The organism is Ruegeria sp. AM2, from assembly GCF_056540685.1.
Map to the genome: position 1 here is coordinate 180,912 of NZ_JBQFXE010000005.1, position 20,353 is coordinate 201,264.

General features: G+C 57.1%; 19 protein-coding genes and 1 tRNA gene. 10 read left to right on the plus strand and 10 right to left on the minus strand.

What is annotated here, in order from left to right:
• Nucleotides 1–80: 80 nt before the first annotated feature.
• The 7 genes from ACR0CR_RS12455 to ACR0CR_RS12485 form a co-directional block, all read right to left on the minus strand.
• Entirely contained in the window at nucleotides 81–455 is a 375-nt protein-coding gene (locus tag ACR0CR_RS12455; RefSeq protein ID WP_480599516.1) for a hypothetical protein, read from the minus strand.
• Nucleotides 456–473: 18 nt separating this feature from the next.
• Nucleotides 474–641 (minus strand): hypothetical protein, encoded by a 168-nt coding sequence (locus tag ACR0CR_RS12460; protein WP_480599518.1) that lies wholly within the window; start codon nucleotides 639–641, stop codon nucleotides 474–476.
• Between the two features lie 11 nt (nucleotides 642–652).
• Nucleotides 653–877: a hypothetical protein gene (locus tag ACR0CR_RS12465; RefSeq protein ID WP_480599520.1), complete on the minus strand. Its 225-nt coding sequence runs from the start codon at nucleotides 875–877 to the stop codon at nucleotides 653–655.
• Complete coding sequence (locus ACR0CR_RS12470) at nucleotides 874–1,497, minus strand: tyrosine-type recombinase/integrase (RefSeq protein ID WP_480599584.1); 624 nt, start codon at nucleotides 1,495–1,497, stop codon at nucleotides 874–876. The genes ACR0CR_RS12465 and ACR0CR_RS12470 overlap by 4 nt, the downstream gene beginning before the upstream one ends.
• A gap of 66 nt (nucleotides 1,498–1,563) precedes the next feature.
• Nucleotides 1,564–2,739, minus strand: a complete 1,176-nt coding sequence (locus tag ACR0CR_RS12475; RefSeq protein WP_480599522.1) for a DUF2235 domain-containing protein — start codon at nucleotides 2,737–2,739, stop codon at nucleotides 1,564–1,566.
• A gap of 335 nt (nucleotides 2,740–3,074) precedes the next feature.
• Nucleotides 3,075–4,040 (minus strand): glycosyl transferase family 90, encoded by a 966-nt coding sequence (locus ACR0CR_RS12480; RefSeq protein ID WP_480599524.1) that lies wholly within the window; start codon nucleotides 4,038–4,040, stop codon nucleotides 3,075–3,077.
• A gap of 284 nt (nucleotides 4,041–4,324) precedes the next feature.
• Nucleotides 4,325–4,411: transfer RNA gene (locus tag ACR0CR_RS12485), tRNA-Leu, on the minus strand.
• A 198-nt stretch (nucleotides 4,412–4,609) separates the two neighbouring features.
• Between ACR0CR_RS12485 and ACR0CR_RS12490 the strand changes: the two genes are divergently transcribed.
• Nucleotides 4,610–5,593: a complex I NDUFA9 subunit family protein gene (locus ACR0CR_RS12490; protein ID WP_480599526.1), complete on the plus strand. Its 984-nt coding sequence runs from the start codon at nucleotides 4,610–4,612 to the stop codon at nucleotides 5,591–5,593.
• Here the strand turns inward: ACR0CR_RS12490 and ACR0CR_RS12495 are convergent, their stop codons facing one another.
• Nucleotides 5,594–6,397 (minus strand): undecaprenyl-diphosphate phosphatase, encoded by an 804-nt coding sequence (locus ACR0CR_RS12495; RefSeq protein ID WP_480599528.1) that lies wholly within the window; start codon nucleotides 6,395–6,397, stop codon nucleotides 5,594–5,596.
• 230 nt (nucleotides 6,398–6,627) lie between these two features.
• On the opposite strand from ACR0CR_RS12495, the gene ACR0CR_RS12500 reads away from it, so the two are divergent.
• The 9 genes from ACR0CR_RS12500 (at nucleotide 6,628) to ACR0CR_RS12540 (ending at nucleotide 19,298) form a co-directional block, all read left to right on the plus strand.
• Nucleotides 6,628–8,061, plus strand: coding sequence for an NAD(P)-dependent oxidoreductase (locus tag ACR0CR_RS12500; protein ID WP_480599530.1), 1,434 nt, complete (start codon nucleotides 6,628–6,630; stop codon nucleotides 8,059–8,061).
• Between the two features lie 27 nt (nucleotides 8,062–8,088).
• Complete coding sequence (locus tag ACR0CR_RS12505) at nucleotides 8,089–8,523, plus strand: GFA family protein (protein ID WP_480599532.1); 435 nt, start codon at nucleotides 8,089–8,091, stop codon at nucleotides 8,521–8,523.
• Nucleotides 8,520–13,052 (plus strand): glutamate synthase large subunit, encoded by a 4,533-nt coding sequence (gene gltB, locus ACR0CR_RS12510; protein ID WP_480599534.1) that lies wholly within the window; start codon nucleotides 8,520–8,522, stop codon nucleotides 13,050–13,052. Before ACR0CR_RS12505 ends, gltB begins: the two co-directional genes overlap by 4 nt.
• A gap of 184 nt (nucleotides 13,053–13,236) precedes the next feature.
• A complete protein-coding gene (locus ACR0CR_RS12515; protein ID WP_480599536.1) occupies nucleotides 13,237–14,187 on the plus strand; it encodes a Hint domain-containing protein in 951 nt (316 codons plus the stop codon).
• A 38-nt stretch (nucleotides 14,188–14,225) separates the two neighbouring features.
• On the plus strand, nucleotides 14,226–14,966 hold the full coding sequence (mtgA, locus tag ACR0CR_RS12520) for a monofunctional biosynthetic peptidoglycan transglycosylase (RefSeq protein ID WP_480599538.1): 741 nt from the start codon (nucleotides 14,226–14,228) through the stop codon (nucleotides 14,964–14,966).
• A gap of 58 nt (nucleotides 14,967–15,024) precedes the next feature.
• Entirely contained in the window at nucleotides 15,025–15,690 is a 666-nt protein-coding gene (fzlA, locus tag ACR0CR_RS12525) for an FtsZ-binding protein FzlA (protein ID WP_480599540.1), read from the plus strand.
• A gap of 72 nt (nucleotides 15,691–15,762) precedes the next feature.
• The gene (gene queG, locus ACR0CR_RS12530; RefSeq protein ID WP_480599541.1) at nucleotides 15,763–16,800 is read left to right on the plus strand and encodes a tRNA epoxyqueuosine(34) reductase QueG; all 1,038 of its coding nucleotides are present in this window, start codon (nucleotides 15,763–15,765) and stop codon (nucleotides 16,798–16,800) included.
• 73 nt (nucleotides 16,801–16,873) lie between these two features.
• On the plus strand, nucleotides 16,874–18,877 hold the full coding sequence (locus ACR0CR_RS12535; RefSeq protein ID WP_480599543.1) for a hydantoinase/oxoprolinase N-terminal domain-containing protein: 2,004 nt from the start codon (nucleotides 16,874–16,876) through the stop codon (nucleotides 18,875–18,877).
• Between the two features lie 253 nt (nucleotides 18,878–19,130).
• Nucleotides 19,131–19,298: a YegP family protein gene (locus ACR0CR_RS12540; protein WP_480599545.1), complete on the plus strand. Its 168-nt coding sequence runs from the start codon at nucleotides 19,131–19,133 to the stop codon at nucleotides 19,296–19,298.
• 41 nt (nucleotides 19,299–19,339) lie between these two features.
• Here the strand turns inward: ACR0CR_RS12540 and msrA are convergent, their stop codons facing one another.
• Nucleotides 19,340–19,849, minus strand: coding sequence for a peptide-methionine (S)-S-oxide reductase MsrA (gene msrA / locus ACR0CR_RS12545; RefSeq protein ID WP_480599547.1), 510 nt, complete (start codon nucleotides 19,847–19,849; stop codon nucleotides 19,340–19,342).
• Nucleotides 19,849–20,295 (minus strand): peptide-methionine (R)-S-oxide reductase MsrB, encoded by a 447-nt coding sequence (gene msrB, locus ACR0CR_RS12550; RefSeq protein ID WP_480599549.1) that lies wholly within the window; start codon nucleotides 20,293–20,295, stop codon nucleotides 19,849–19,851. The genes msrA and msrB overlap by 1 nt, the downstream gene beginning before the upstream one ends.
• Nucleotides 20,296–20,353: the final 58 nt, after the last annotated feature.

A 20,353-nucleotide genomic window follows, 5' to 3' on the forward strand; every position in this document is an offset into this window, starting at 1 on the left:
CTGATGTCGAACCACTTGAAACACGTGCCATCTGCGTTCCGCTTGTCGCCCATAGTCCCGCGCCCGTTGGTGGAGCAGCCTCAGTTTGCCACTCGGCAACGCATCAAACCCTGAATTGCTTCAACCCTACGTTCGTCGCCGCGCAACGCGCTATGGCAAATCACGCGGCCCCAGTTCAATACTTCATTCTCGCCGCATACCGACTTTAAACGTGCAAGTAAGCCATGGTCGATTTCGCATGACGCATCTTCTTTGTCTTGCCGAGGCGTGAGCGCATAGTTGTCTAGGCCTGCGCTAAGCTTTTCATCATCTCTACGCAGCGCATGGATTTTCAACGCCATTAGCGCGAAATCTTCAACATCAAGCTCGCTCATCCGTTCTATGATTTCATCAACCAAGTTGTCAGCGATGGGCTTCTCGTGCATCTCGGTTAGGTTTGCTGGAAAGTCTGGCATGCTATTCACTTTCATATCTCAAGCGTTCAGAAGGCGCAGCGCATCCGCGTTCAAGGTGCGGTACCCCGCCTTATGTTCTGCGACCCATGCAATATGCGGGTCTGTGGAGGCCGAGGCTGCGGCGGTTGCGCCGATGGACAGGGCGGCAACAGGGGCGGATTGAATTAGGGATCGACGGTCAATCATGTCGGCTCCTTTCAGGGTGTCTCTGGTTGGTGGGCAAGGTCTTCAAAATGCTCTGTCGCCTGCTGGTTGATGGTACGGATCAAGGCTGCGGTTGGTCCCCAGTCCTTCGGGACGCCTTCCCATGTCAGTGCGTCCAGTGCTTTCGCCAGGCCTTTCAGGGTCAAGGCGTCGGTTACGATTTCGTCTCTGGCCTTAGGCACAACTCCACTGTTCGCGCTGGCGCGTTGTTCAGTCATTGCTGTTGGCCCAGGTTCGGAACGGCTGCACGGAACATGCCCATTTCCCTGTCCGTGATTGCACCTTTGGTTTTCTCGGTGAAGGTAAGCTGTGCTTCCATCGCCAGAGATTTGAATGCACCACGCGCGCCACTGTCACCTGGTAAGAACCCGACCACGTCATCAACAAACCCGTATGCTTGACCGCTCATCAAAGCGATTTCCCGTAGCGAAGACCCGCCAATGTACGCAAGGGTGATGGCTGTTCCTCTTGAATCGTGAAATGTGACGCCTGACACACCTGACGCCTTCTTTGCTGACTGCCAGCTACTGTCATACCCGGAAAGCGTCCATGGTTGACCTTTACTGTTCAGAAAGATGTTCGGCGAGGTCTTTGGCAATGAATCAAGTATCTCACGAAGTTCCTGAGACGCCTTGACCCAAACAGATTTCTTTCCTTTGCTCTGAACAATCCGTAGCGAGTCCCCATCATAGGCCGACCATTGCATTTCCAAGATGTCCTTCTTTCGCTGAGATGTAAGAAGTGCCACTTGAAATGGTAGCCATACTTGCACAGATGCTTCGCGCCTGACTGCCTCGATCTGTTCAGTGGTCCAAAGAATAGAATCCGCATGACACACCTCTGAAACACAGAGGCTTGAATTGGGCAGCCAAGTTACCGGCAACAAACTTAATAGGTCCTGACCCTAGAATCCATTGAGGTTGGGCGGTGAGTAGCCTGTCGTATTGTCATCCCTGCGCTCCAACGCAGTTGGGTGAATAGTGGAGCCAGGTGGAATGAAGCGTCTCTGGCCCAATGGCAAATAATATCCAAACAGGCCGCGCTGGTCCGGCCACCGTGATCGGCGCCGCAATCTTGGAAACCCTTCCAAAACAAACCATCCCTTTTTCATTTGGCTGTGTAGGTCCGCGCGATAGTCCGGCTTCGAAATCACAAGGTTCATCCTTTTGGTCACCTTGTCTTCTTTTCCAAGGACATAGCGGTTGTAGGTTGGCTCTCTGAACGCAAGACCGTCATCGCCTAACCCATCCAATTCTTCTCGCATCCAATGCATTGTTATCTTGGAAAGACCCGCTTTGGCCTCTTTCAGGCTTCCGGCAACGTCCGTGTGGGTGCCAGCAAACCAGACTTGCTTAACATCTTGCGGAACAGGATCCTTCTTTCTCTTGAACCGGTTCCCATAATAGGTCTGACCCTCTTTCCAGAACTGATGCCGGAAGAACCGCCGCGTTTCGTCGATGGCCAGAACATGGCGTACCGATTTAACCGAAGGGTTTTCATCCACGCTGGAATGTGAGCCATATTTTACGATGGTTCCCTTTCCAGGTTTGATGCGAATTAACGAGCTGACCGTATCCCAAAGCCCGAGAAACCGGATCGATGGGTGACGCACCTGAAAGGCCTTTTCGAGCATTCTCAGCTTGGCATGCATTTCACGGGGATCATCGTCCGAGATCCTGCGCCAGGCGCGAAACACCGGCGCAATAAGGTGGAATTCCTGTGGATCGACCAGTCCGAAGTCGTTGATGAACCCGGCAAGAACTCTGGCTGTATACGCGCCTCTCGAATATCCAAAGAAATACAGCTGATCATCGTCTTGATAATTGTCGCAAAGAAATTTGAACGCCTTCAAAACGTTGGTCTCAAGTCCCAAACCGGAAATAAGGCCCAGCAAAAGCTTGGGTTTGCTGAGAAAGGTCCGTGAAAACGGGTGGGTGTCCAGGGTTCCCACACCTGCATTATAATATACGATTTGCTCGTCGGTCCGCTTTAGGCATTTGTAAAGACGTAAAATATTGGATTCGTTGGCTTCAATTTCGTTTCCTGTGCCGTCAAGGCAGACGATCAATTTGCGCGACATTGCTTTTTCCTGATTCTGCAATTTGAGGTTGGAATTGAGAAACCAGTTTAGCCGAAGTTTGTCCGTGGTCCCTAGATTATTGGCCCGATCTCATTTGGGTAACGTCAATCGACATATCCGAAGACCGACCAGAGCAATTATCGTTCGCTATCTGAATTTTGCGCAGTGGTTGCGTAAAGGAAGACCGGACTAATCAAAAAGTTCTGACAGAACCCCAAACGGGCAAAGACTAAGCTGCTTAGGCAGGCTTCCGAACTCCGGCTCATTCGGGCGAAAAAGCCTTCGCCCGGCGGTCGCCATCTGCGCGTGAAACGGGGCAGAGCGAGAATACGTGCCTATAGCTGGCCTGACAGGCGGAAATATTTCTCGAGCACCAGCGCGGCGATCATACTTTCCTTCACCGGGTCCTCGAATTGTTCCAACCACTGGTGCGCCTGCGCTATGATTGCTTCTGCTGCCTCGGGGTTTTCGTTGTAATACGCAACTTTTTCTTCCAGATCGCTGAAGTCATCGCGCAGCAGGACAAAGTGCGTGTCGGGCTCTAGCCGACCTTCCATGTACCATGTTTCGAAATGCAGCCGGGGCGACATGACCAACATGTTTGACGCCATTCCCCATTTGAGGTTGGTGGCGACGTCGTTGCCTTCAAGTGACAGGAAGTACTTGAACTGCTTTTGCTGACTGTGCGTCAGCCCACCTTTGGTCTGACGCCCGTCCACGGCCTTGCCGGTGTGGCCGATATCGAATTCGGGGTGGTCATAGAATTTCTCGACCAGAAGTCGGCGGGCTTTGGTGCGGGCCGTTCCGCGCCACACCGCAGCAGGTTTTTTATCTCGAAATGGAACAGGATCCGAAGTCCACGAAAAATGCCTGTTCTTGTTCAGATTGATGACAACAGAGTTGGCATTGGTGTCCGAGATTGGCCTGGACTTGACGATTTTCGGCACCGGAGGAACCAGCCTGATGTCGCCAAACAGATAGTCCAGATGACGGTCCGCACCAAATCCCTTGGCGTGCTCGATGAGATCAAAGTAAAACCGGCCTCGGTCGCTGTCCATTTCCGATACCAGAGGCGCGTCGGATGCGTCGAAAGAGTCGGTCAGCTTGTTGTAGTAGGCTGCACGCTTTTGAATGTCGTCGAAATCGGGACGCGATGGTGCGTCCTTCAACAGCTTTTCGGTGTGCCGTCTGCATTGCGCATAAGGTGTCAGTTGATGTGACAGCCCCCGCACATAGTAACCCAAGCGGTTCGCGTGGCGAGGCCACTCCATCAGATAATCAAGCTTGCGCCGATGCTTCATCAGTTTTTCCAAGTGGAAATGATACTCTTCCGCCCATGTAGCGAAGCAGTTGTGGCCGGTCAATCTCGGCCGGGGAAAACCACGAAAGTGCAAGTTGTTAGCCGGTGAGACCCGGTCTGTTGCAAGTGCCGTGGTGCCAATTCCTGGTTGATCGTCGCATGACCGCGGAATCCTGCAAAGCCGATTGCCGCCGTTGTCTGATGAAGTGACAGAGCACCAACAATCCCTCAGCCCTAGGCCCTATGACGCAAAGGCCGATTCCTAACATTGTTCTGTCGGAAATTTGGTGCCCAGGAGAGGACTCGAACCTCCACGTCCATACGGACACTAGCACCTGAAGCTAGCGCGTCTACCAATTCCGCCACCTGGGCAGGTGTCGTGGAGGGGCGTTTAAGCCTACTGGAAGAGAGGGTCAACCGGATTCGGTGAGTTCGTTGAAAATTTTTCTGACCCGTTTCCATGCCACAGGTTAGTGGCTGTGGATTCGGAACGCGCGGCGTTATTGCGACTTGTTCGCCAGCGCTTTGGCAGGTAGATCGGATCACGAGCCACGCTGCAGGAGCCCTCTTATGTCCAAACTGGTCACGATTTATGGTGGATCGGGATTTGTAGGCCGCTATGTCACTCGCCGGTTGGCAAGCGAAGGGTGGCGCGTGCGCGTCGCGGTACGGCGACCAAATGAGGCGATGTTTGTCAGACCCTATGGCGTTGTCGGACAAGTCGAACCGGTTTTTTGCAACATCCGAGACGATGCGTCGGTGGCTGCGGCGATGAACGGGGCCGACGCTGTGGTCAACTGCGTGGGTGTGCTGAACGAGCTGGGCAAAAACGCTTTTGAGCCTGTTCAGGCTGAAGGCGCGGAAAGGATTGCTCGACTTGCAGCCAAGCACGACATAAAGCGCATGGTCCACATCTCGGCCATCGGGGCGGATTCGCGTTCGGACAGCGTGTATTCGCAGACCAAGGCCGCGGGTGAGGCGGGGGTTCTGACGCATATGCCCGATGCCGTAATACTCAGGCCTTCGGTGATTTTCGGAACTGAGGATCAGTTCTTTAACCGTTTTGCCGCGATGACGCGAATGGGGCCGTTCCTGCCTTTGGTTGGTGCCGAGACAAAGTTTCAGCCAGTCTATGTCGAAGACGTTGCCAACGCCGCCGTGCAGGGTGTTCTGGGGCAGGTAAAACCTGGCGTTTACGAACTGGGTGGGCCCGAGGTCAAATCCTTCCGGGCGTTGATGGAGCAGATGTTGGACGTTGTGCACCGCCGCCGGGTTATCATCGGGATGCCGTTTTGGGCGGCCCGGATCATGGCGGGGGTTCTGGACGTCGCCAAATTCGTCAGCTTTCAGCTTTTTCCGAACCATATTCTGACGGGTGATCAGTTGAAGAACCTGCGCCGGAATAATGTGGTCTCGGAAGGTGCCATGGGATTTGCGGAATTGGGTATTGAGCCCGCGACCCTGGAATCGATTCTTCCCGAATACCTTTGGAAGTTCCGCCCGGCCGGCCAGTATGATGACATTCAGAATTCGGCTGATAACCTTCGGACCTGATCAGCTATACACGATAGCCAACAAGACAAGCCCAAGAGCCACGCGGTAAATCACATAAGGCGTAAAACTGACGCTGCGCAGCAGTCGCATCATCAGCGCCAATGCCAGTAATGCGCTGACAAAAGCAAAAGCGGCGGCGATTGCGCCATCGCGTGCCAATTCTGCGTCCGCGCTCCGGATGACTTCGGTGGACAGCAAAACGCCGGACGCCAGAATTGTCGGAATGGACATGAGCATGGCGATCCGTGCGCCGTCTTCGCGTGTGTATCCCAACTGCCGAGCACCCGTGATCGTAATGCCGGAACGTGAAGTGCCGGGGATCAGCGCCAATACTTGCCACAATCCCATGATAAACGCATCTCGTGGCCCCCAATCGTCCGCGCGCCGCGTTTGCGCACCCTTTTGATCCATCCAGTATAAAAGCAGCCCAAACCCAAGCATCGTCCAACCGATCAGTTCCATGGATCGCATGGCGGCGCTGAGGCCGGTTTTATACAAAATCGCCCCCACGATGACGGCAGGCAGCGTGGCGATGATCAGGCATAGTGCGAGTTTGGCCTGAGGTGTCTCAAGGCGTCCCGTCACCGCTTGGGGCAGCCCTAAGATGGCCTGTTTGACGTCCGACCAGAAATACAAAACAACGGCGCCAAGTGTGCCGACATGGACTGCTACGTCGATCGCCAGCCCCTGGTCATCCATGCCGGTCATACTGGGAAGCAGGATCAGATGCCCAGACGATGAAATCGGCAAAAACTCTGTGATTCCTTGAATAACCGCCACAAGAATCAACTGGAAAAAACTCATCTGCCCCGCCGTGCTGCCGTCACGCTTTCTTTGCTTTAAATGGGTATAAGTGCGGTGCCAAAAAGGAAAGCGTGCAAATAGGTCCGAATCGGAACTAAAAACACCGAAAAACTATGGAATAATTTTGCCGAGCTTTGATTTTTCACCAATTAGGTCAGCACAATTGACTTTTCATCCCTGTGCGCATCTTTTAAAGAGGCGCGACCAAGCCAATTCATGGAGTCTGACCCGTGGCCAAGCAACCGATGCTGAAATTTGTACAGATCGACCGCGTTATGCCGGAAAAGCGTGCCGCTGATGCGCGCCGAGAGGATTTCGACGAGATCTATGCCGAATACGCCGCTGAAAAGGCGGCCGAACAGGCCAGCCGTTGCAGCCAATGCGGGGTGCCGTATTGCCAGTCGCATTGTCCACTGCACAATAATATCCCTGATTGGCTGAACCTAACGGCCACTGGACGTTTGGAAGAGGCGTATCACACCAGTCAGGCCACCAACACTTTCCCCGAGATTTGTGGACGCATCTGCCCGCAGGATCGCCTGTGCGAGGGCAATTGCGTCATTGAACAATCAGGTCACGGCACAGTCACGATAGGTTCGATCGAGAAATACATCACCGACACAGCCTGGGACAAAGGCTGGGTCAAACCGGTTCAACCCGGGGCTGAGCGTGGCGAAAGTGTCGGCATCATCGGGGCGGGCCCCGGCGGTCTGGCTGCTGCAGACATGCTGCGCCGCGCAGGCATACAAGTGACTATCTATGATCGTTATGACCGCGCAGGTGGTCTGCTGATGTATGGCATTCCCGGGTTCAAGCTGGAAAAGGACATCGTTCAGCGACGCAACAACCTTTTGGCAGATGGCGGCGTGACGTTTGAGCTAAATTGCGACGTCGACGCCACGAAATTCGAAGAAATTCGTGGCAAGCACGACGCCGTGATCATCGCCACTGGCGTGTACAAATCGCGTGACCTGTCCATGCCGGGCAGCGGTCTGGCCGGGATTGAAAAAGCCATCGATTTCCTGACCGCCTCAAACCGTAAGAGTTTTGGCGATGCTGTCGAAGATTTCGACAATGGCCGCTTGAATGCCGAAGGCAAAAAAGTGGTCGTAATCGGTGGTGGTGATACGGCGATGGACTGCGTGCGCACGTCGATCCGTCAGGGCGCAACCTCGGTCAAATGCCTGTACCGCCGCGACCGCGCCAATATGCCCGGTTCGCAGCGCGAAACCCAGAACGCTGAAGAAGAAGGCGTGATTTTCGAATGGCTCAGCGCGCCCAAAGGTTTCACTGGTGACGACACTGTGGCCGGGGTCATGGTTCAGAAAATGCGGCTGGGTCAGCCCGATGCAACCGGGCGTCAGGCCCCCGAAGTGATTGAAGGCGCAGACTACGTGGAAGAGGCTGATCTGGTGATCAAGGCTCTGGGCTTTGAGCCCGAAGACCTGCCCACTCTGTTTGGTCAGCCAGACCTGCCCGTGACCCGCTGGGGCACTGTCAAGGCCGCCTTCCAGACAGGCGAGACCGAGATGGATGGCGTTTATGCCATCGGGGACATCGTGCGCGGCGCCTCTCTGGTCGTGTGGGCGATCCGCGACGGCCGCGACTGCGCCGATGCGATCATAGATAAGTTCAACGCCAAGGCGGCTATCGCAGCCGAGTAACCCAATGCCCAGCGACAGGAGGGCCTGATGCCCGAATTGCAAGGCCAATGCATGTGCGGCGCGGTCACCGTGACCGCCACCCCGGCGAAAGATTCGCTGGGTGCGTGCCATTGCGACCAATGCCGCCGCTGGACCAGTTCGATGCTGGTGTCATTCCCGGCCGCGCCGGGCTACGCCGCATTGGGTCCGGTCAAGACCTTTACTTCGTCCGACTGGGCCGAGCGGGCCTTTTGCGCCGACTGTGGTTCCGCGCTTTGGTATCGGATCACTCTGCCGGGCGAGATGCACGGACACACTCAAATAGCAGCAGGTCTGTTCGAAGACACAGGCCACCCGCTGCAACTGGAACTTTATATCGACAAAAAGCCCGAAGGGTATGCGTTCGACGGCGAACGCAAACAGATGACCAAGACGCAAGTCGAAGCCATGTACACCCTGCCGGAAGAAGGAGACAGCCAATGACCAAATATGATGCCGATTGGGCGCGGGCCGAAGAAGCCAAACGTCAGTGGATGACCGAAAATGGTCTCTATTCCGAGGATGAAGAGCATTCCTCCTGTGGTGTGGGCCTGGTTGTGTCCATTGACGGCAAGCCGTCGCGCAAGGTTGTTGACGCGGGGATCGACGCGCTCAAGGCGATCTGGCACCGCGGCGCGGTGGATGCTGATGGCAAAACCGGCGACGGCGCGGGTATCCACGTGCAAATCCCGGTTCCGTTCTTTTATGACCAAATTCGTCGCACGGGTCATGAGCCCAACCTGAACGAGCTGATCGCCGTGGGTCAGGTGTTCCTGCCCCGCACTGATTTCGGTGCGCAGGAAAGCTGCCGGACCATCGTGGAAACCGAAGTTCTGCGCATGGGCTACTACATCTATGGCTGGCGTCATGTACCGGTTGATGTCACCTGTCTGGGCGACAAAGCCAACGCAACCCGTCCCGAGATCGAGCAGATTCTGATTTCGAACTCCAAGGGTGTGGACGAAGAGACATTTGAACGCGAGCTATACGTAATCCGCCGCCGCATCGAAAAGGCGGCTTTGGCCGCAGGTATCTCGGGTCTGTACCTGGCATCTCTCAGCTGCCGTTCGATCATATACAAAGGCATGATGCTGGCGGAACAAGTGGCTGTTTTTTACCCCGACCTCATGGATAAACGGTTCGAATCCGCTTTTGCGATCTATCATCAGCGCTATTCGACCAATACTTTCCCCCAATGGTGGCTGGCGCAACCGTTCCGCATGTTGGCCCATAATGGCGAGATCAACACGCTCAAGGGCAACGTGAATTGGATGAAGAGCCATGAAATCCGCATGGCATCTGGAACCTTTGGCGACTATGCCGAAGACATCAAGCCGATCATCGCGGGCGGATCGTCGGATTCCGCCGCTTTAGACTCGGTTTTTGAGGTTCTGGTTCGTGCAGGCCGTTCCGCACCGATGGCGAAAACCATGCTGGTGCCGGAAAGCTGGTCCAAGCAGGCGGTTGAGCTGCCGCAGGCGTGGCGCGACATGTATTCTTACTGCAACTCGGTGATGGAGCCGTGGGACGGTCCTGCCGCGTTGGCGATGACAGATGGCCGATGGGTCTGTGCCGGTCTGGACCGCAACGGTCTGCGCCCGATGCGCTATGTGGTGACGGGCGACGGTCTGGTGATCGCCGGGTCAGAGGCAGGGATGGTGCCGATTGATGAGGCATCCGTGACAGAAAAAGGCGCTCTGGGTCCGGGGCAAATGCTGGCCGTGGATATGAAGCGCGGCAAGCTTTACCGCGACAAGCAGATCAAGGACAAATTGGCCCGCGCCCTGCCGTTCGGTGAGTGGGTGGGCAAGATACACGATTTGGATGATGCGCTGGCGGGAGTGACCGAAAGCCCCAAATTCAGCGGCGAGGAGTTGCGCAAACGCCAGATTGCTGCTGGGTATTCGGTTGAAGAGCTGGAACAAATCCTTGCGCCAATGGCCGAGGACGGCAAGGAATCCATCGCCTCGATGGGCGATGATACGCCTTCGGCCGTTCTGTCCAAACGGTACCGCCCACTGAGCCACTTCTTCCGCCAGAACTTCAGTCAGGTCACCAACCCGCCCATCGACAGCCTGCGCGAATACCGGGTGATGTCGCTGAAAACCCGGTTCGGGAACCTTAAAAACGTGCTGGATGAAGACAGCAGCCAAACCGAGATCGTTGTCTTGGGCAGCCCCTTTGTGGGTAACGCGCAGTGGGACAAGCTGGTCGAGGTCTTCGGTTCACCGCTAGCGGAAATCGACTGTAGCTTTGAGCCCGGCCGGGGCGCGCTGAATGCGGCTTTGGCCCGTATTAGAGCCGAAGCTGAAGAGGCTGTTCGCTCGGGCGCGGGGCATCTGGTGTTGTCGGATATGAACTCGGGCGAGGGTCGCGTGGCGATGCCGATGATCCTGGCCACAAGCGCGGTGCATTCGCATCTGACCCGCCAGGGGTTGCGGACGTTCTGTTCTCTGAATGTCCGTTCGGCCGAATGTGTCGACCCGCATTACTTTGCCGTGTTGATCGGCTGCGGCGCGACCGTTGTGAACGCCTATCTGGCCGAGGATTCACTGGCCGACCGCATTGATCGCGGGCTACTGGATGGCACGCTGACTGAAAACGTCGCGCGCTATCGCGAGGCGATTGATCAGGGTCTGCTGAAGATTATGGCCAAGATGGGAATTTCGGTGATTTCCTCGTACCGTGGCGGTCTGAACTTTGAGGCCGTGGGCCTCAGCCGTGCCATGGTGGCCGAGTATTTCCCCGGCATGACCAGCCGGATTTCCGGCATCGGTGTTACCGGTATTCAGACCAAGGCTGAGGAAATCCATGCCAAGGCATGGAACAGCGGGCTGGACGTGCTGCCCATTGGTGGCTTCTACAAGGCGCGCAAATCAGGTGAGACCCACGCGTGGGAAGCGACCTCGATGCATATGATGCAGATGGCCTGTAACAGAGCCTCATATGAGCTGTGGAAGCAGTATTCGGCCAAGATGCAATCGAACCCGCCGATCCATCTGCGTGACCTGATGGATTTCAAACCGCTGGGCAAACCGGTGCCGATTGAAGAGGTCGAATCGATCACCTCGATCCGCAAACGCTTTGTCACACCGGGCATGTCGCTGGGCGCATTGAGCCCCGAAGCGCACAAAACGCTGAACGTGGCGATGAACCGGATTGGCGCGAAATCTGACTCGGGTGAAGGCGGCGAAGATCCGGCGCATTTCGTGCCGGAACCCAATGGCGATAACCCATCGGCCAAGATCAAACAGGTGGCTTCGGGCCGGTTTGGCGTGACTGCCGAATACCTGAATCAGTGTGAAGAGCTTGAGATCAAGGTCGCCCAGGGCGCGAAACCCGGTGAGGGTGGCCAGCTGCCGGGCATGAAAGTGACCGACTTGATCGCGCGTCTGCGGCACTCGACCAAGGGCGTGACGCTGATCTCGCCGCCGCCGCACCACGACATCTACTCGATCGAGGATCTGGCGCAGCTGATCTATGATCTCAAGCAGATCAACCCGCGCTGCAAAGTGACGGTGAAACTGGTGGCGTCCTCGGGCGTGGGCACGATTGCTGCCGGTGTGGCCAAGGCGAAAGCGGACGTCATTCTGATTTCGGGTCACAATGGCGGCACGGGCGCCTCGCCCGCGACCAGCATCAAATATGCCGGTCTTCCGTGGGAGATGGGCCTGACCGAGGCGCATCAGGTTCTGGCAATGAACAACCTGCGCGACCGTGTGACCCTGCGGACCGATGGTGGCCTGCGCACCGGTCGAGACATTGTCATGGCAGCGATGATGGGGGCCGAGGAATACGGCATCGGCACTGCCGCCCTGATCGCGATGGGCTGTATCATGGTGCGCCAGTGCCAGTCGAACACCTGCCCGGTTGGTGTCTGTACGCAGGACGAAAGCCTGCGCGCCAAATTCACCGGCAATGCCGACAAGGTCGTCAACCTGATCACCTTCTATGCGCAGGAAGTGCGCGAACTGCTGGCCAGCCTTGGCGCGCGGTCGGTGGATGAGATCATCGGGCGGGCCGATCTGCTGGCGCAGGTCAGCCGCGGCTCGGCGCATCTGGACGATCTGGACCTGAACCCGCTGCTGATCACTGTCGATGGCGCGCATGACATCGTCTACAACCGCGACAAGGACCGCAACGCGGTACCCGATACGCTGGACGCCGAGATCGTGCGCGACGCGGCGCGGTTCCTGAAAGACGGCGAGAAGATGCAGCTGTCTTACGCCATCCAGAACACCCACCGGACGGTGGGCACCCGCGTCTCCAGCCATATCGTGCAGAATTTCGGGATGCGGAACACGTTCCAGGACGACCACCTGCATGTGAAACTGCAAGGCTCAGCCGGACAGTCGCTGGGGGCGTTTGCTGCGCCCGGTCTGAAACTGGAAGTGTCAGGTGATGCCAATGATTATGTCGGCAAGGGCCTGTCGGGCGGCATGATCGTCGTGCGCCCGCCGCAGGTCAGCCCGCTGAAGGCGGATGACAATACCATCATCGGGAACACCGTTCTGTACGGGGCGACCGACGGGCACTTGTTTGCTGCAGGGCGCGCAGGCGAACGGTTCGCGGTTCGCAACTCGGGCGCGACGGTGGTGATCGAGGGATGTGGATCGAACGGTTGTGAATATATGACTGGCGGCGTGGCCGTGATCCTCGGCGACATTGGTGCCAACTTTGGCGCGGGCATGACGGGCGGCATGGCCTATCTGTACGATCCGGACGGCAAGGCCGAGGCTCTGATGAATATGGAAACGCTGGTGACCTGCCCTGTGACCGTTGACCATTGGGTTGACCAACTCAAGACACTGATCGAAACGCATCAGGCCGAGACCTACAGCCGCAAGGCCGCTGATATCCTGCAGCACTGGGAGGTGGAGAAAGCCCACTTCCTGCAAGTCTGTCCGAAAGAGATGCTAAACAAGCTAAGCCATCCTCTGACCACCGAAGTGGCGGCTGTTCCTGCCGAATAGGGGCTGGAACTTGGGAAAACAAAGCCCCGCGTGTCTTTTGCGGCACGCGGGCGATTCTATTCCCAGGGTCAGACGCGCCCAATAGTTGCGCAATCGCCGAAAATACCTAGTTTTGGTCACAGTTTGTTCGGAAAGGGCGTCTAAACTGCCCTTTCGTTCGGTTTGAGTGCAGTGGAGTTACAGGATGCCAACGACCTATACGGACCAGTTCTTTGTGCTGGACCCGGCCAACCCGGGCGCCAATGGGACGACGGTTGGCACGACTCTAAACGTCCAAGTCTTTGACATTGTCGACCAGAACGATGACGATCTCATCAACCGGCTGAACAATGACTCCGTTGACGGACAGGACATCACGGCCTCGTATTTCGACGACATCGTCACGATCGAACTGCCTGACGGGACACAGGTCACGTATACCGGCGTCACATTTTATCTGGCCGATGGGCGTGAGGTGTTTACGCCAACAGATGGTCAGGTGCTGCAGCAGGGCACGTTCGTGTCCTCATCCGTCACCGATTTCAGCGACAATGGCGCATCCTTTGGCTCGGTGGATATTGCCAATGGCGACCTCGGTCCGCCATGCTTTACACCCGGAACCCTGATCGACACACCGGACGGGCCCCGTTTGGTGGAAGATTTGCAACCCGGCGATCTGGTGAGCACTGCGGATAGCGGCGCAAAACCCCTGCTTTGGATCGGCAGAACCAAGGTCAACGCAGAAGGCAAGTTCGCACCGATCCGATTTGAGGCCGGAATGTTTGGGCTGACGCAGCCGCTGGTCGTTTCTCCGCAGCACCGAATGCTGATCGACGATTGGCGCGCGCCCTATCTCTATGGGCACGCCGAAGTCTTGATCGCCGCCCATTGCCTTGTGAACGGAAAAACCGTGACACGGGTCGAAGGCGGCGAGGTTGAATATATCCACCTGCTGTTCAAGCGACATGAGATCGTGATCGCGAACGGGGCCAAAAGCGAAAGCTATTATCCCGGACATGCGGTTTCCCAATCAGAGCGGCGAACTCAGGCCGAGATTCTGGCGTTGTTCCCGGAATTGGCGGAAAAAGGTGTAGATGCTGTGAAAATGGCCCGTCCCGTCGTGCGTCCGCGCGAAGGCAGGCTTATCGCCCATTAATGCGTTTCAAAATGCCGGGTCGCGGCGTATAGCAAGGCATGGCTCAGAAAGCAGCGCGCAGATCGCGCGGTAAAAAGAAGAAGGCAACCAAGTCAAACCCATTGTCCGCGCCGTTCGTCTGGATCAGACGATGGGCCGTTCGGGGTGTGCTGGCCTGTGTCGCTTTGTTTGTCGCTTTGGTTTTGTTGTATTCGGTTGTCAATCCACCGATCACGCATACGATCTGGTCGGAATGGCGGCGGTTGGGCAAGGTTGACCGGGAATGGGTGCAGATCGAATCCATCGCCCCGATTATGGCACGCTCGGTCGTTGCGGCAGAAGATGCGAATTACTGCCTGCATTGGGGCTTTGACGTTGAGGCCATCCGGGACGCGCTTGAGGATGGGGGCAGCCGGGGTGCTTCGACCATTTCGCAACAGGTGGTCAAGAATGTGTTTCTTTGGCAGGGGCGCAGTTGGGTGCGCAAGGCATTGGAGACAACGATGACCCCTGTGGTTGAGATCGTCTGGAGCAAGAAGCGGATTCTTGAGGTTTATCTGAACGTCGCTGAGACCGGGCAGGGTGTGTTCGGGGTACAGGCGGCGGCCCGCAAGTATTACGGGGTCGAGGCTGCCAATCTGACCCCGGTCCAGGCTGCACGGCTTGCTGCGATCCTACCGTCGCCGCGCAACAGATCTGTCACAGATCCGACGACTCGAACGCGTCGCCGCGCGGCCTCAATCCTGGACGGAGCGGCCACCATCCGCGCAGATGGTCGCGCAGACTGTTTCGAGGATTGAAACCAAAGCCCCTACAGGGCTATTGCTGAAGGGTATTCTCTGGTTCGATTGGAAGCCCATGGCGCGTCTGTTTCACGTCCCCCTGTCCCCCTACTGTCGCAAGGTTCGCCTGTCTTTGGCCGAAAAGAAGATCGAGGTTGAACTGGTCGAAGAAAGATACTGGGAACAGGATCCAGATTTCCTGCGTCGCAACCCGGCCGGAAAGGTCCCGGTTCTGAGATTGGACGGGCAGATCATGTCCGAAAGCGCGGCCATTTGCGAGTATATCGAAGAAACGCGTCCCGAGCCGTCTTTGATGCCGAAAAAGCCCGAAGCCAGATACGAGGTGCGGCGGTTGGTCGGATGGTTTGACGACAAATTCCATCACGAAGTCACATCCAAGCTTTTGTATGAGCGCGTGAACAAGAAAGTCACGGGGCAGGGTTATCCGGACAGCAAAAACGTCAAAGAAGGTGCGCGAGCGATCAAGTATCACCTGGATTACATGTCGTGGTTGTTGGATCAACGGCGCTGGTTGGCAGGGGATCAAATGACACTGGCGGATTTTGCGGCAGCAGCGCATTTGTCGGCGCTGGATTACATCTCGGATGTGGATTGGAATCGGTCTCAGGCCGTTAAAGACTGGTATGCGAAGATCAAGTCGCGGCCTGCATTCCGGTCAATACTCGCGGATCAGGTCCCTGGGTTTCGTCCGCCCGCCCATTACGCTGATCTGGATTTCTGATAGGGTGGCCCGGGGGGCTGTCTGCCCCCCATCGCGCCGGGGCGCGATCCCCCCGAGGATATTTTTGGCCAGATGAAGAGCGGATCGGGTTTGAAGGAAAAGCTGGTGGCGCAGGCTCTGAGCGAGGGGTTTGTGTCTTGTCGGGTGTGCCGCCCCTGGGACGTGCCCGAGGTTCCTGCGCGGCTTCGGGCGTTTTTGCAGGCCGGATATCATGGGCAGATGGGGTGGATGGCCGAACGGAGCCATTGGCGGGGCAATCCGGCGGCGCTGTGGCCCGAAGCCCGGTCGGTGATCATGCTGGCGGAAAGTTATGCACCCGAGCACGATCCGACCGAGATTTTGAAGCATTCTAAGTGTGGCGCGATTTCTGTTTATGCCCAGAACAAGGACTACCATGATCTGGTGAAGAAACGCCTCAAACGGCTGGCCCGGTGGCTGATCGCCGAGGCGGGCGGAGAGGTGAAGGTGTTTGTCGATACAGCCCCTGTTCCGGAAAAGGCACTGGGTCAGGCTTCCGGGCTGGGTTGGCAGGGTAAGCACACCAATCTGGTCAGCCGGGATTGGGGCAATTGGGCCTTTATAGGGTCTGTTTTTACCACATTGGATCTGCCGTCGGATATGGCAGAGGTCGATCATTGCGGATCGTGTCGCGCGTGTCTGGAGGCCTGCCCGACCGACGCGTTTCCCGCGCCCTACCAATTGGATGCGCGGCGCTGCATTTCCTATTTGACCATCGAACACAAAGGTCCCGTCAACGAGGAACTGCGCCGCAAAATGGGCAACCGGATATACGGGTGCGATGATTGTCTTGCGGCCTGTCCGTGGAATAAGTTCGCCGTGGCCGCAAGTGATATGCGTTACGCTGCCCGAGAGGACCTGAAGGCCCCGGCACTGGCAGAGCTTGCAGGGCTGGATGACGCGGCATTCCGGGCGCGATTTTCGGGCTCGCCTATAAAACGGATCGGTCGGGACCGGTTCGTGCGCAATGTGCTCTATGCCATCGGAAACTCGGGGCTGGCTTCCTTGCGATCAGTGGCGCAAGGTTTGACCGATGATACGGACCCGGCTGTCGCGGACGCAGCGCGCTGGGCGGTGAATCAACTGTCTTAGGTGCCGCAAACAGGCTGGACGTGCCGGTTCAGACCGCTACACCCATGTCCAACGAAGGAAACAGGAGTACCAGATGGCGCTGGCTTTGGGCGTGGATACGGGCGGAACCTACACGGACGCTGTTCTGATCCAGGATGAGAAAGAAGTGATCGCCTCGGCCAAGTCGCTGACCACGCGCTCAGATCTGGCGATCGGAGTAGGCAAGGCTGTTTCGGCTGTTTTGGAACAGGCGCAGGTGTCTGCAGACCGTATCTCAATGGCATCCCTCTCGACGACTTTGGCGACCAATGCGCTGGTTGAGGGGCAGGGTGGGCGCGTCGCGTTGATCTATATCGGTTTCAAGGAATCCGATCTGGAAAAGCATGGATTGAAAGCGGCTTTGAAAGGTGATCCGACGCTGGTGATTGCGGGTGGTCACACGCATTCCGGTGGTGAGGCTATGGCTTTGGACACAGAGTCACTGCGGACGTTTTTAGACTCTCACAAGGGCATTTCGGGCTTTGCCGTTGCTGCGCAGTTCGCCACGCGGAATCCGAGCCACGAACTGGAAGTGGCGCGTATCATAACGGAATCAACCGGTGCTCCGGTGACATGTTCACATCATTTGTCGGCCCGGCTGAACGGCCCGAAACGGGCTGTGACCGCGGTGCTGAATGCGCGTTTGATCGGGATGATTGATGGTTTGATCGGGCGCGCGCAGGATCAACTGGTTGCGCTGGGCATTACGGCCCCCATGATGGTTGTTCGCGGCGATGGCGCGTTGATGAGCGCCGAGCAGGCAAGGGAAAGACCAATTGAAACGATCCTGAGCGGTCCGGCCGCATCGATCGTCGGGGCCAGCTGGCTGACCGGTGCCGAGAATGCACTGGTGTCGGATATTGGTGGTACAACCACGGACGTCGCACTGATCCGCGACGGCAAGCCTGCGATTGACCCGGCGGGAGCACGGGTTGGCGGTTTCCGGACAATGGTCGAGGCGGTGGCAATGCGCACCCACGGCTTGGGCGGCGACAGTCAGGTACATGTGGTCACCCAGGGGCTAAGCGGCGGGGTCTTTCTTGGTCCAAGGCGTGTCTTGCCGGTGTCGCTGATCGCCGCTGAAGCTCCGGATGTTGTTCATGCCGCATTGGATGCGCAACTGCGTGCCACGACGGTCGGAGAGCATGACACGCGGTTCGCACGTCGTGTACCGGGCATTCATGCCGAGGGTTTGGGCGCGCGGGAAGACAGCCTGTTGGAACGGTTGGGTGATCGGGTCATGCCACTGGCCGATTTGCTGCGCACGCGCATGGAACATGGGGCCCTGACCCGGCTTGTGGATCGCGGGATCGTACAGGTCTCGGGCGTCACACCTTCGGATGCCAGCCACGTATTGGGACGTCTGGACGCCTGGGACGCGGATGCCGCGCGCAAAGCGTTGGAACTGGTGGCGCGCAAACGTGTTGGAACGGGGGATGTGCTGGCCGCGTCGGCCGAGGCACTGGCGCAAATGATCATTGATCAGTTGACCGAACAAACCGCTTTGACCCTGTTAGAGACTGCATTTGCCGAAGAAGCCACTGATTTTGGCCTGTTGCCAGAAGAATTGGCGCGCCATGTCCTGACCCAAAAGGGGTTGGGCCAGCATCGCGGGCTGCTGGCTTTGGATACGGCGCTGAATGTGGATGTGATCGGACTTGGAGCTTCGGCCCCCAGCTACTATCCGGCGGTTGGAGAACGGCTGCGTTGCCAGATGATCCTGCCAGAGCATACGGGCGTGGCCAATGCGATCGGGGCTATGGTTGGTCGTCTGACCCTCCGTCGCTCCGGTACCGTAACATCGCCGTCCGAAGGCCGTTATCGGGTTCACCTTGAGGATGGACCGCAGGATTTTGGCAACTCGGATGAGGCACTGGCGTTGCTGGAATCCGTACTGCGCGCCGAGGCTGAAGGCGCGGTACGACGGGCGGGCGCCGCAGATATCCGGGTTGTCGTAGACCGGGATATCCGAACCGCCCGCATTGAGGCGCAAGAGGTTTTCGTCGAAGCGATGCTAACGGTCGAGGCCAGCGGCCGACCGAGGATGGCGACCGGTTAGATACTACAAGTTGCCGGAGTTGCACACTGACATACCACTCGTAGCGGACGCCACTAAATTTAGATTCGACTCGTAGGGGGACTGTGGATAAAATAAAAGCGCTCGGGGATTCCCGAGCGCTAGCCGCTGCATTGCAACGGACCGTGTCGCTAAACACACTGCTAGATTCACATGATCAAGTGTGATCGGTCAAGCGCAAAGCAGCATTCTTTAATCGCGCGGCACTTCACCGCGCAACGTAAGGAGTACTGCTATGTACTTTAGAATCTATCGTGATCGCTCCGATGATTGGCGTTGGACACTCAAAGCCGCCAATCACCTGACCATCGCGGATTCAAGCGAAGGATACCGGAATAAATCTGACGCTCTGAACGGAATCAGGTTGGTAAAAGGATCGGGTAACGCACCCGTTTATGAGTAGAAACTTAGGCGGCGCAGAACTTTCGCGCCGCCTATTCTCGGCTATTCAGCCGCGTCGCGTTTGGGCAGGACCCAATCCGGGCGTGGGAAATGGCAGGTATAGCCGTTTGGAATACGCTCAAGGTAGTCCTGATGCTCGGGCTCGGCCTCCCAGAAATCACCGACGGGTTCGACCTCGGTCACAACCGCGCCCGGCCAAATGCCGCTGGCGTTTACATCAGCGATGGTGTCCAACGCCACCTGCCTTTGCGCCTCATCGACGTAATAGATCGCCGATCGATAGCTCATACCGCGGTCATTTCCTTGGCGGTTCACCGTGGTCGGGTCATGAATTTGGAAGAAAAACTCCATAAGCTCGCGATAGCTTATCTTGGTGGGATCGAAGAAGATCTCAATCCCTTCAGCATGGGTGCCGTGGTTGCGGTAGGTCGCGTTGGGCACGTCGCCACCAGTATATCCGACGCGGGTGCGGGATACGCCGGGCAGTTTGCGGATCAAGTCCTGCATGCCCCAAAAGCAGCCCCCGGCCAGAACAGCGCGTTCATCGGTCATCAGATATCCTCCACATGAGTCAGGTATTCAGCATAGCCTTCGGCCTCCATGTCATCCCGATGGATGAACCGCAAGGCGGCTGAGTTGATGCAGTATCGCAGGCCACCATGTTCGCGCGGCCCGTCGGGGAAAACATGCCCCAGATGGCTGTCGCCGTGTTTCGAGCGGACTTCGGTGCGGATCATTCCCAATGTGCTGTCTCGAAACTCTTCGACATGCTCGTGAATGATGGGCTTGGTGAAGCTGGGCCACCCGCAACCGGATTCGTATTTATGCGTCGATGCGAACAAGGGCTCGCCGGATACGATATCCACGTAGATGCCCGGCTCTTTGTTGTTCAAAAGCTTGCCGGTGCCCGGACGTTCTGTACCACTGCGTTGCGTGACGTGGAATTCTTCCGGGGACAGGGCGGCGATGGCTTCGGGGTTTTTGGTATAACGGGTCATGGCGCGTTCCGAATCTGGGTCTTTGCCTACATTAAATGGTATTCTCGCAGGGAATGCC

Bases quoted from the DNA above. Each gene is read 5' to 3' on its own strand.
- ACR0CR_RS12475 (WP_480599522.1), bottom strand. From the start codon at position 2,739: ATGTCGCGCAAATTGATCGTCTGCCTTGACGGCACAGGAAACGAAATT.
- ACR0CR_RS12535 (WP_480599543.1), top strand. From the start codon at position 16,874: ATGGCGCTGGCTTTGGGCGTGGATACGGGCGGAACCTACACGGACGCT.
- msrA (WP_480599547.1), bottom strand. From the start codon at position 19,849: ATGACCGATGAACGCGCTGTTCTGGCCGGGGGCTGCTTTTGGGGCATG.
- msrB (WP_480599549.1), bottom strand. From the start codon at position 20,295: ATGACCCGTTATACCAAAAACCCCGAAGCCATCGCCGCCCTGTCCCCG.
- gltB (WP_480599534.1), top strand. From the start codon at position 8,520: ATGACCAAATATGATGCCGATTGGGCGCGGGCCGAAGAAGCCAAACGT.
- ACR0CR_RS12515 (WP_480599536.1), top strand. From the start codon at position 13,237: ATGCCAACGACCTATACGGACCAGTTCTTTGTGCTGGACCCGGCCAAC.
- mtgA (WP_480599538.1), top strand. From the start codon at position 14,226: ATGGCTCAGAAAGCAGCGCGCAGATCGCGCGGTAAAAAGAAGAAGGCA.
- ACR0CR_RS12540 (WP_480599545.1), top strand. From the start codon at position 19,131: ATGTACTTTAGAATCTATCGTGATCGCTCCGATGATTGGCGTTGGACA.
- ACR0CR_RS12490 (WP_480599526.1), top strand. From the start codon at position 4,610: ATGTCCAAACTGGTCACGATTTATGGTGGATCGGGATTTGTAGGCCGC.
- queG (WP_480599541.1), top strand. From the start codon at position 15,763: ATGAAGAGCGGATCGGGTTTGAAGGAAAAGCTGGTGGCGCAGGCTCTG.
- ACR0CR_RS12495 (WP_480599528.1), bottom strand. From the start codon at position 6,397: ATGAGTTTTTTCCAGTTGATTCTTGTGGCGGTTATTCAAGGAATCACA.
- ACR0CR_RS12480 (WP_480599524.1), bottom strand. From the start codon at position 4,040: ATGAAGCATCGGCGCAAGCTTGATTATCTGATGGAGTGGCCTCGCCAC.
- ACR0CR_RS12465 (WP_480599520.1), bottom strand. From the start codon at position 877: ATGACTGAACAACGCGCCAGCGCGAACAGTGGAGTTGTGCCTAAGGCC.
- ACR0CR_RS12455 (WP_480599516.1), bottom strand. From the start codon at position 455: ATGCCAGACTTTCCAGCAAACCTAACCGAGATGCACGAGAAGCCCATC.
- ACR0CR_RS12460 (WP_480599518.1), bottom strand. From the start codon at position 641: ATGATTGACCGTCGATCCCTAATTCAATCCGCCCCTGTTGCCGCCCTG.
- fzlA (WP_480599540.1), top strand. From the start codon at position 15,025: ATGGCGCGTCTGTTTCACGTCCCCCTGTCCCCCTACTGTCGCAAGGTT.
- ACR0CR_RS12505 (WP_480599532.1), top strand. From the start codon at position 8,089: ATGCCCGAATTGCAAGGCCAATGCATGTGCGGCGCGGTCACCGTGACC.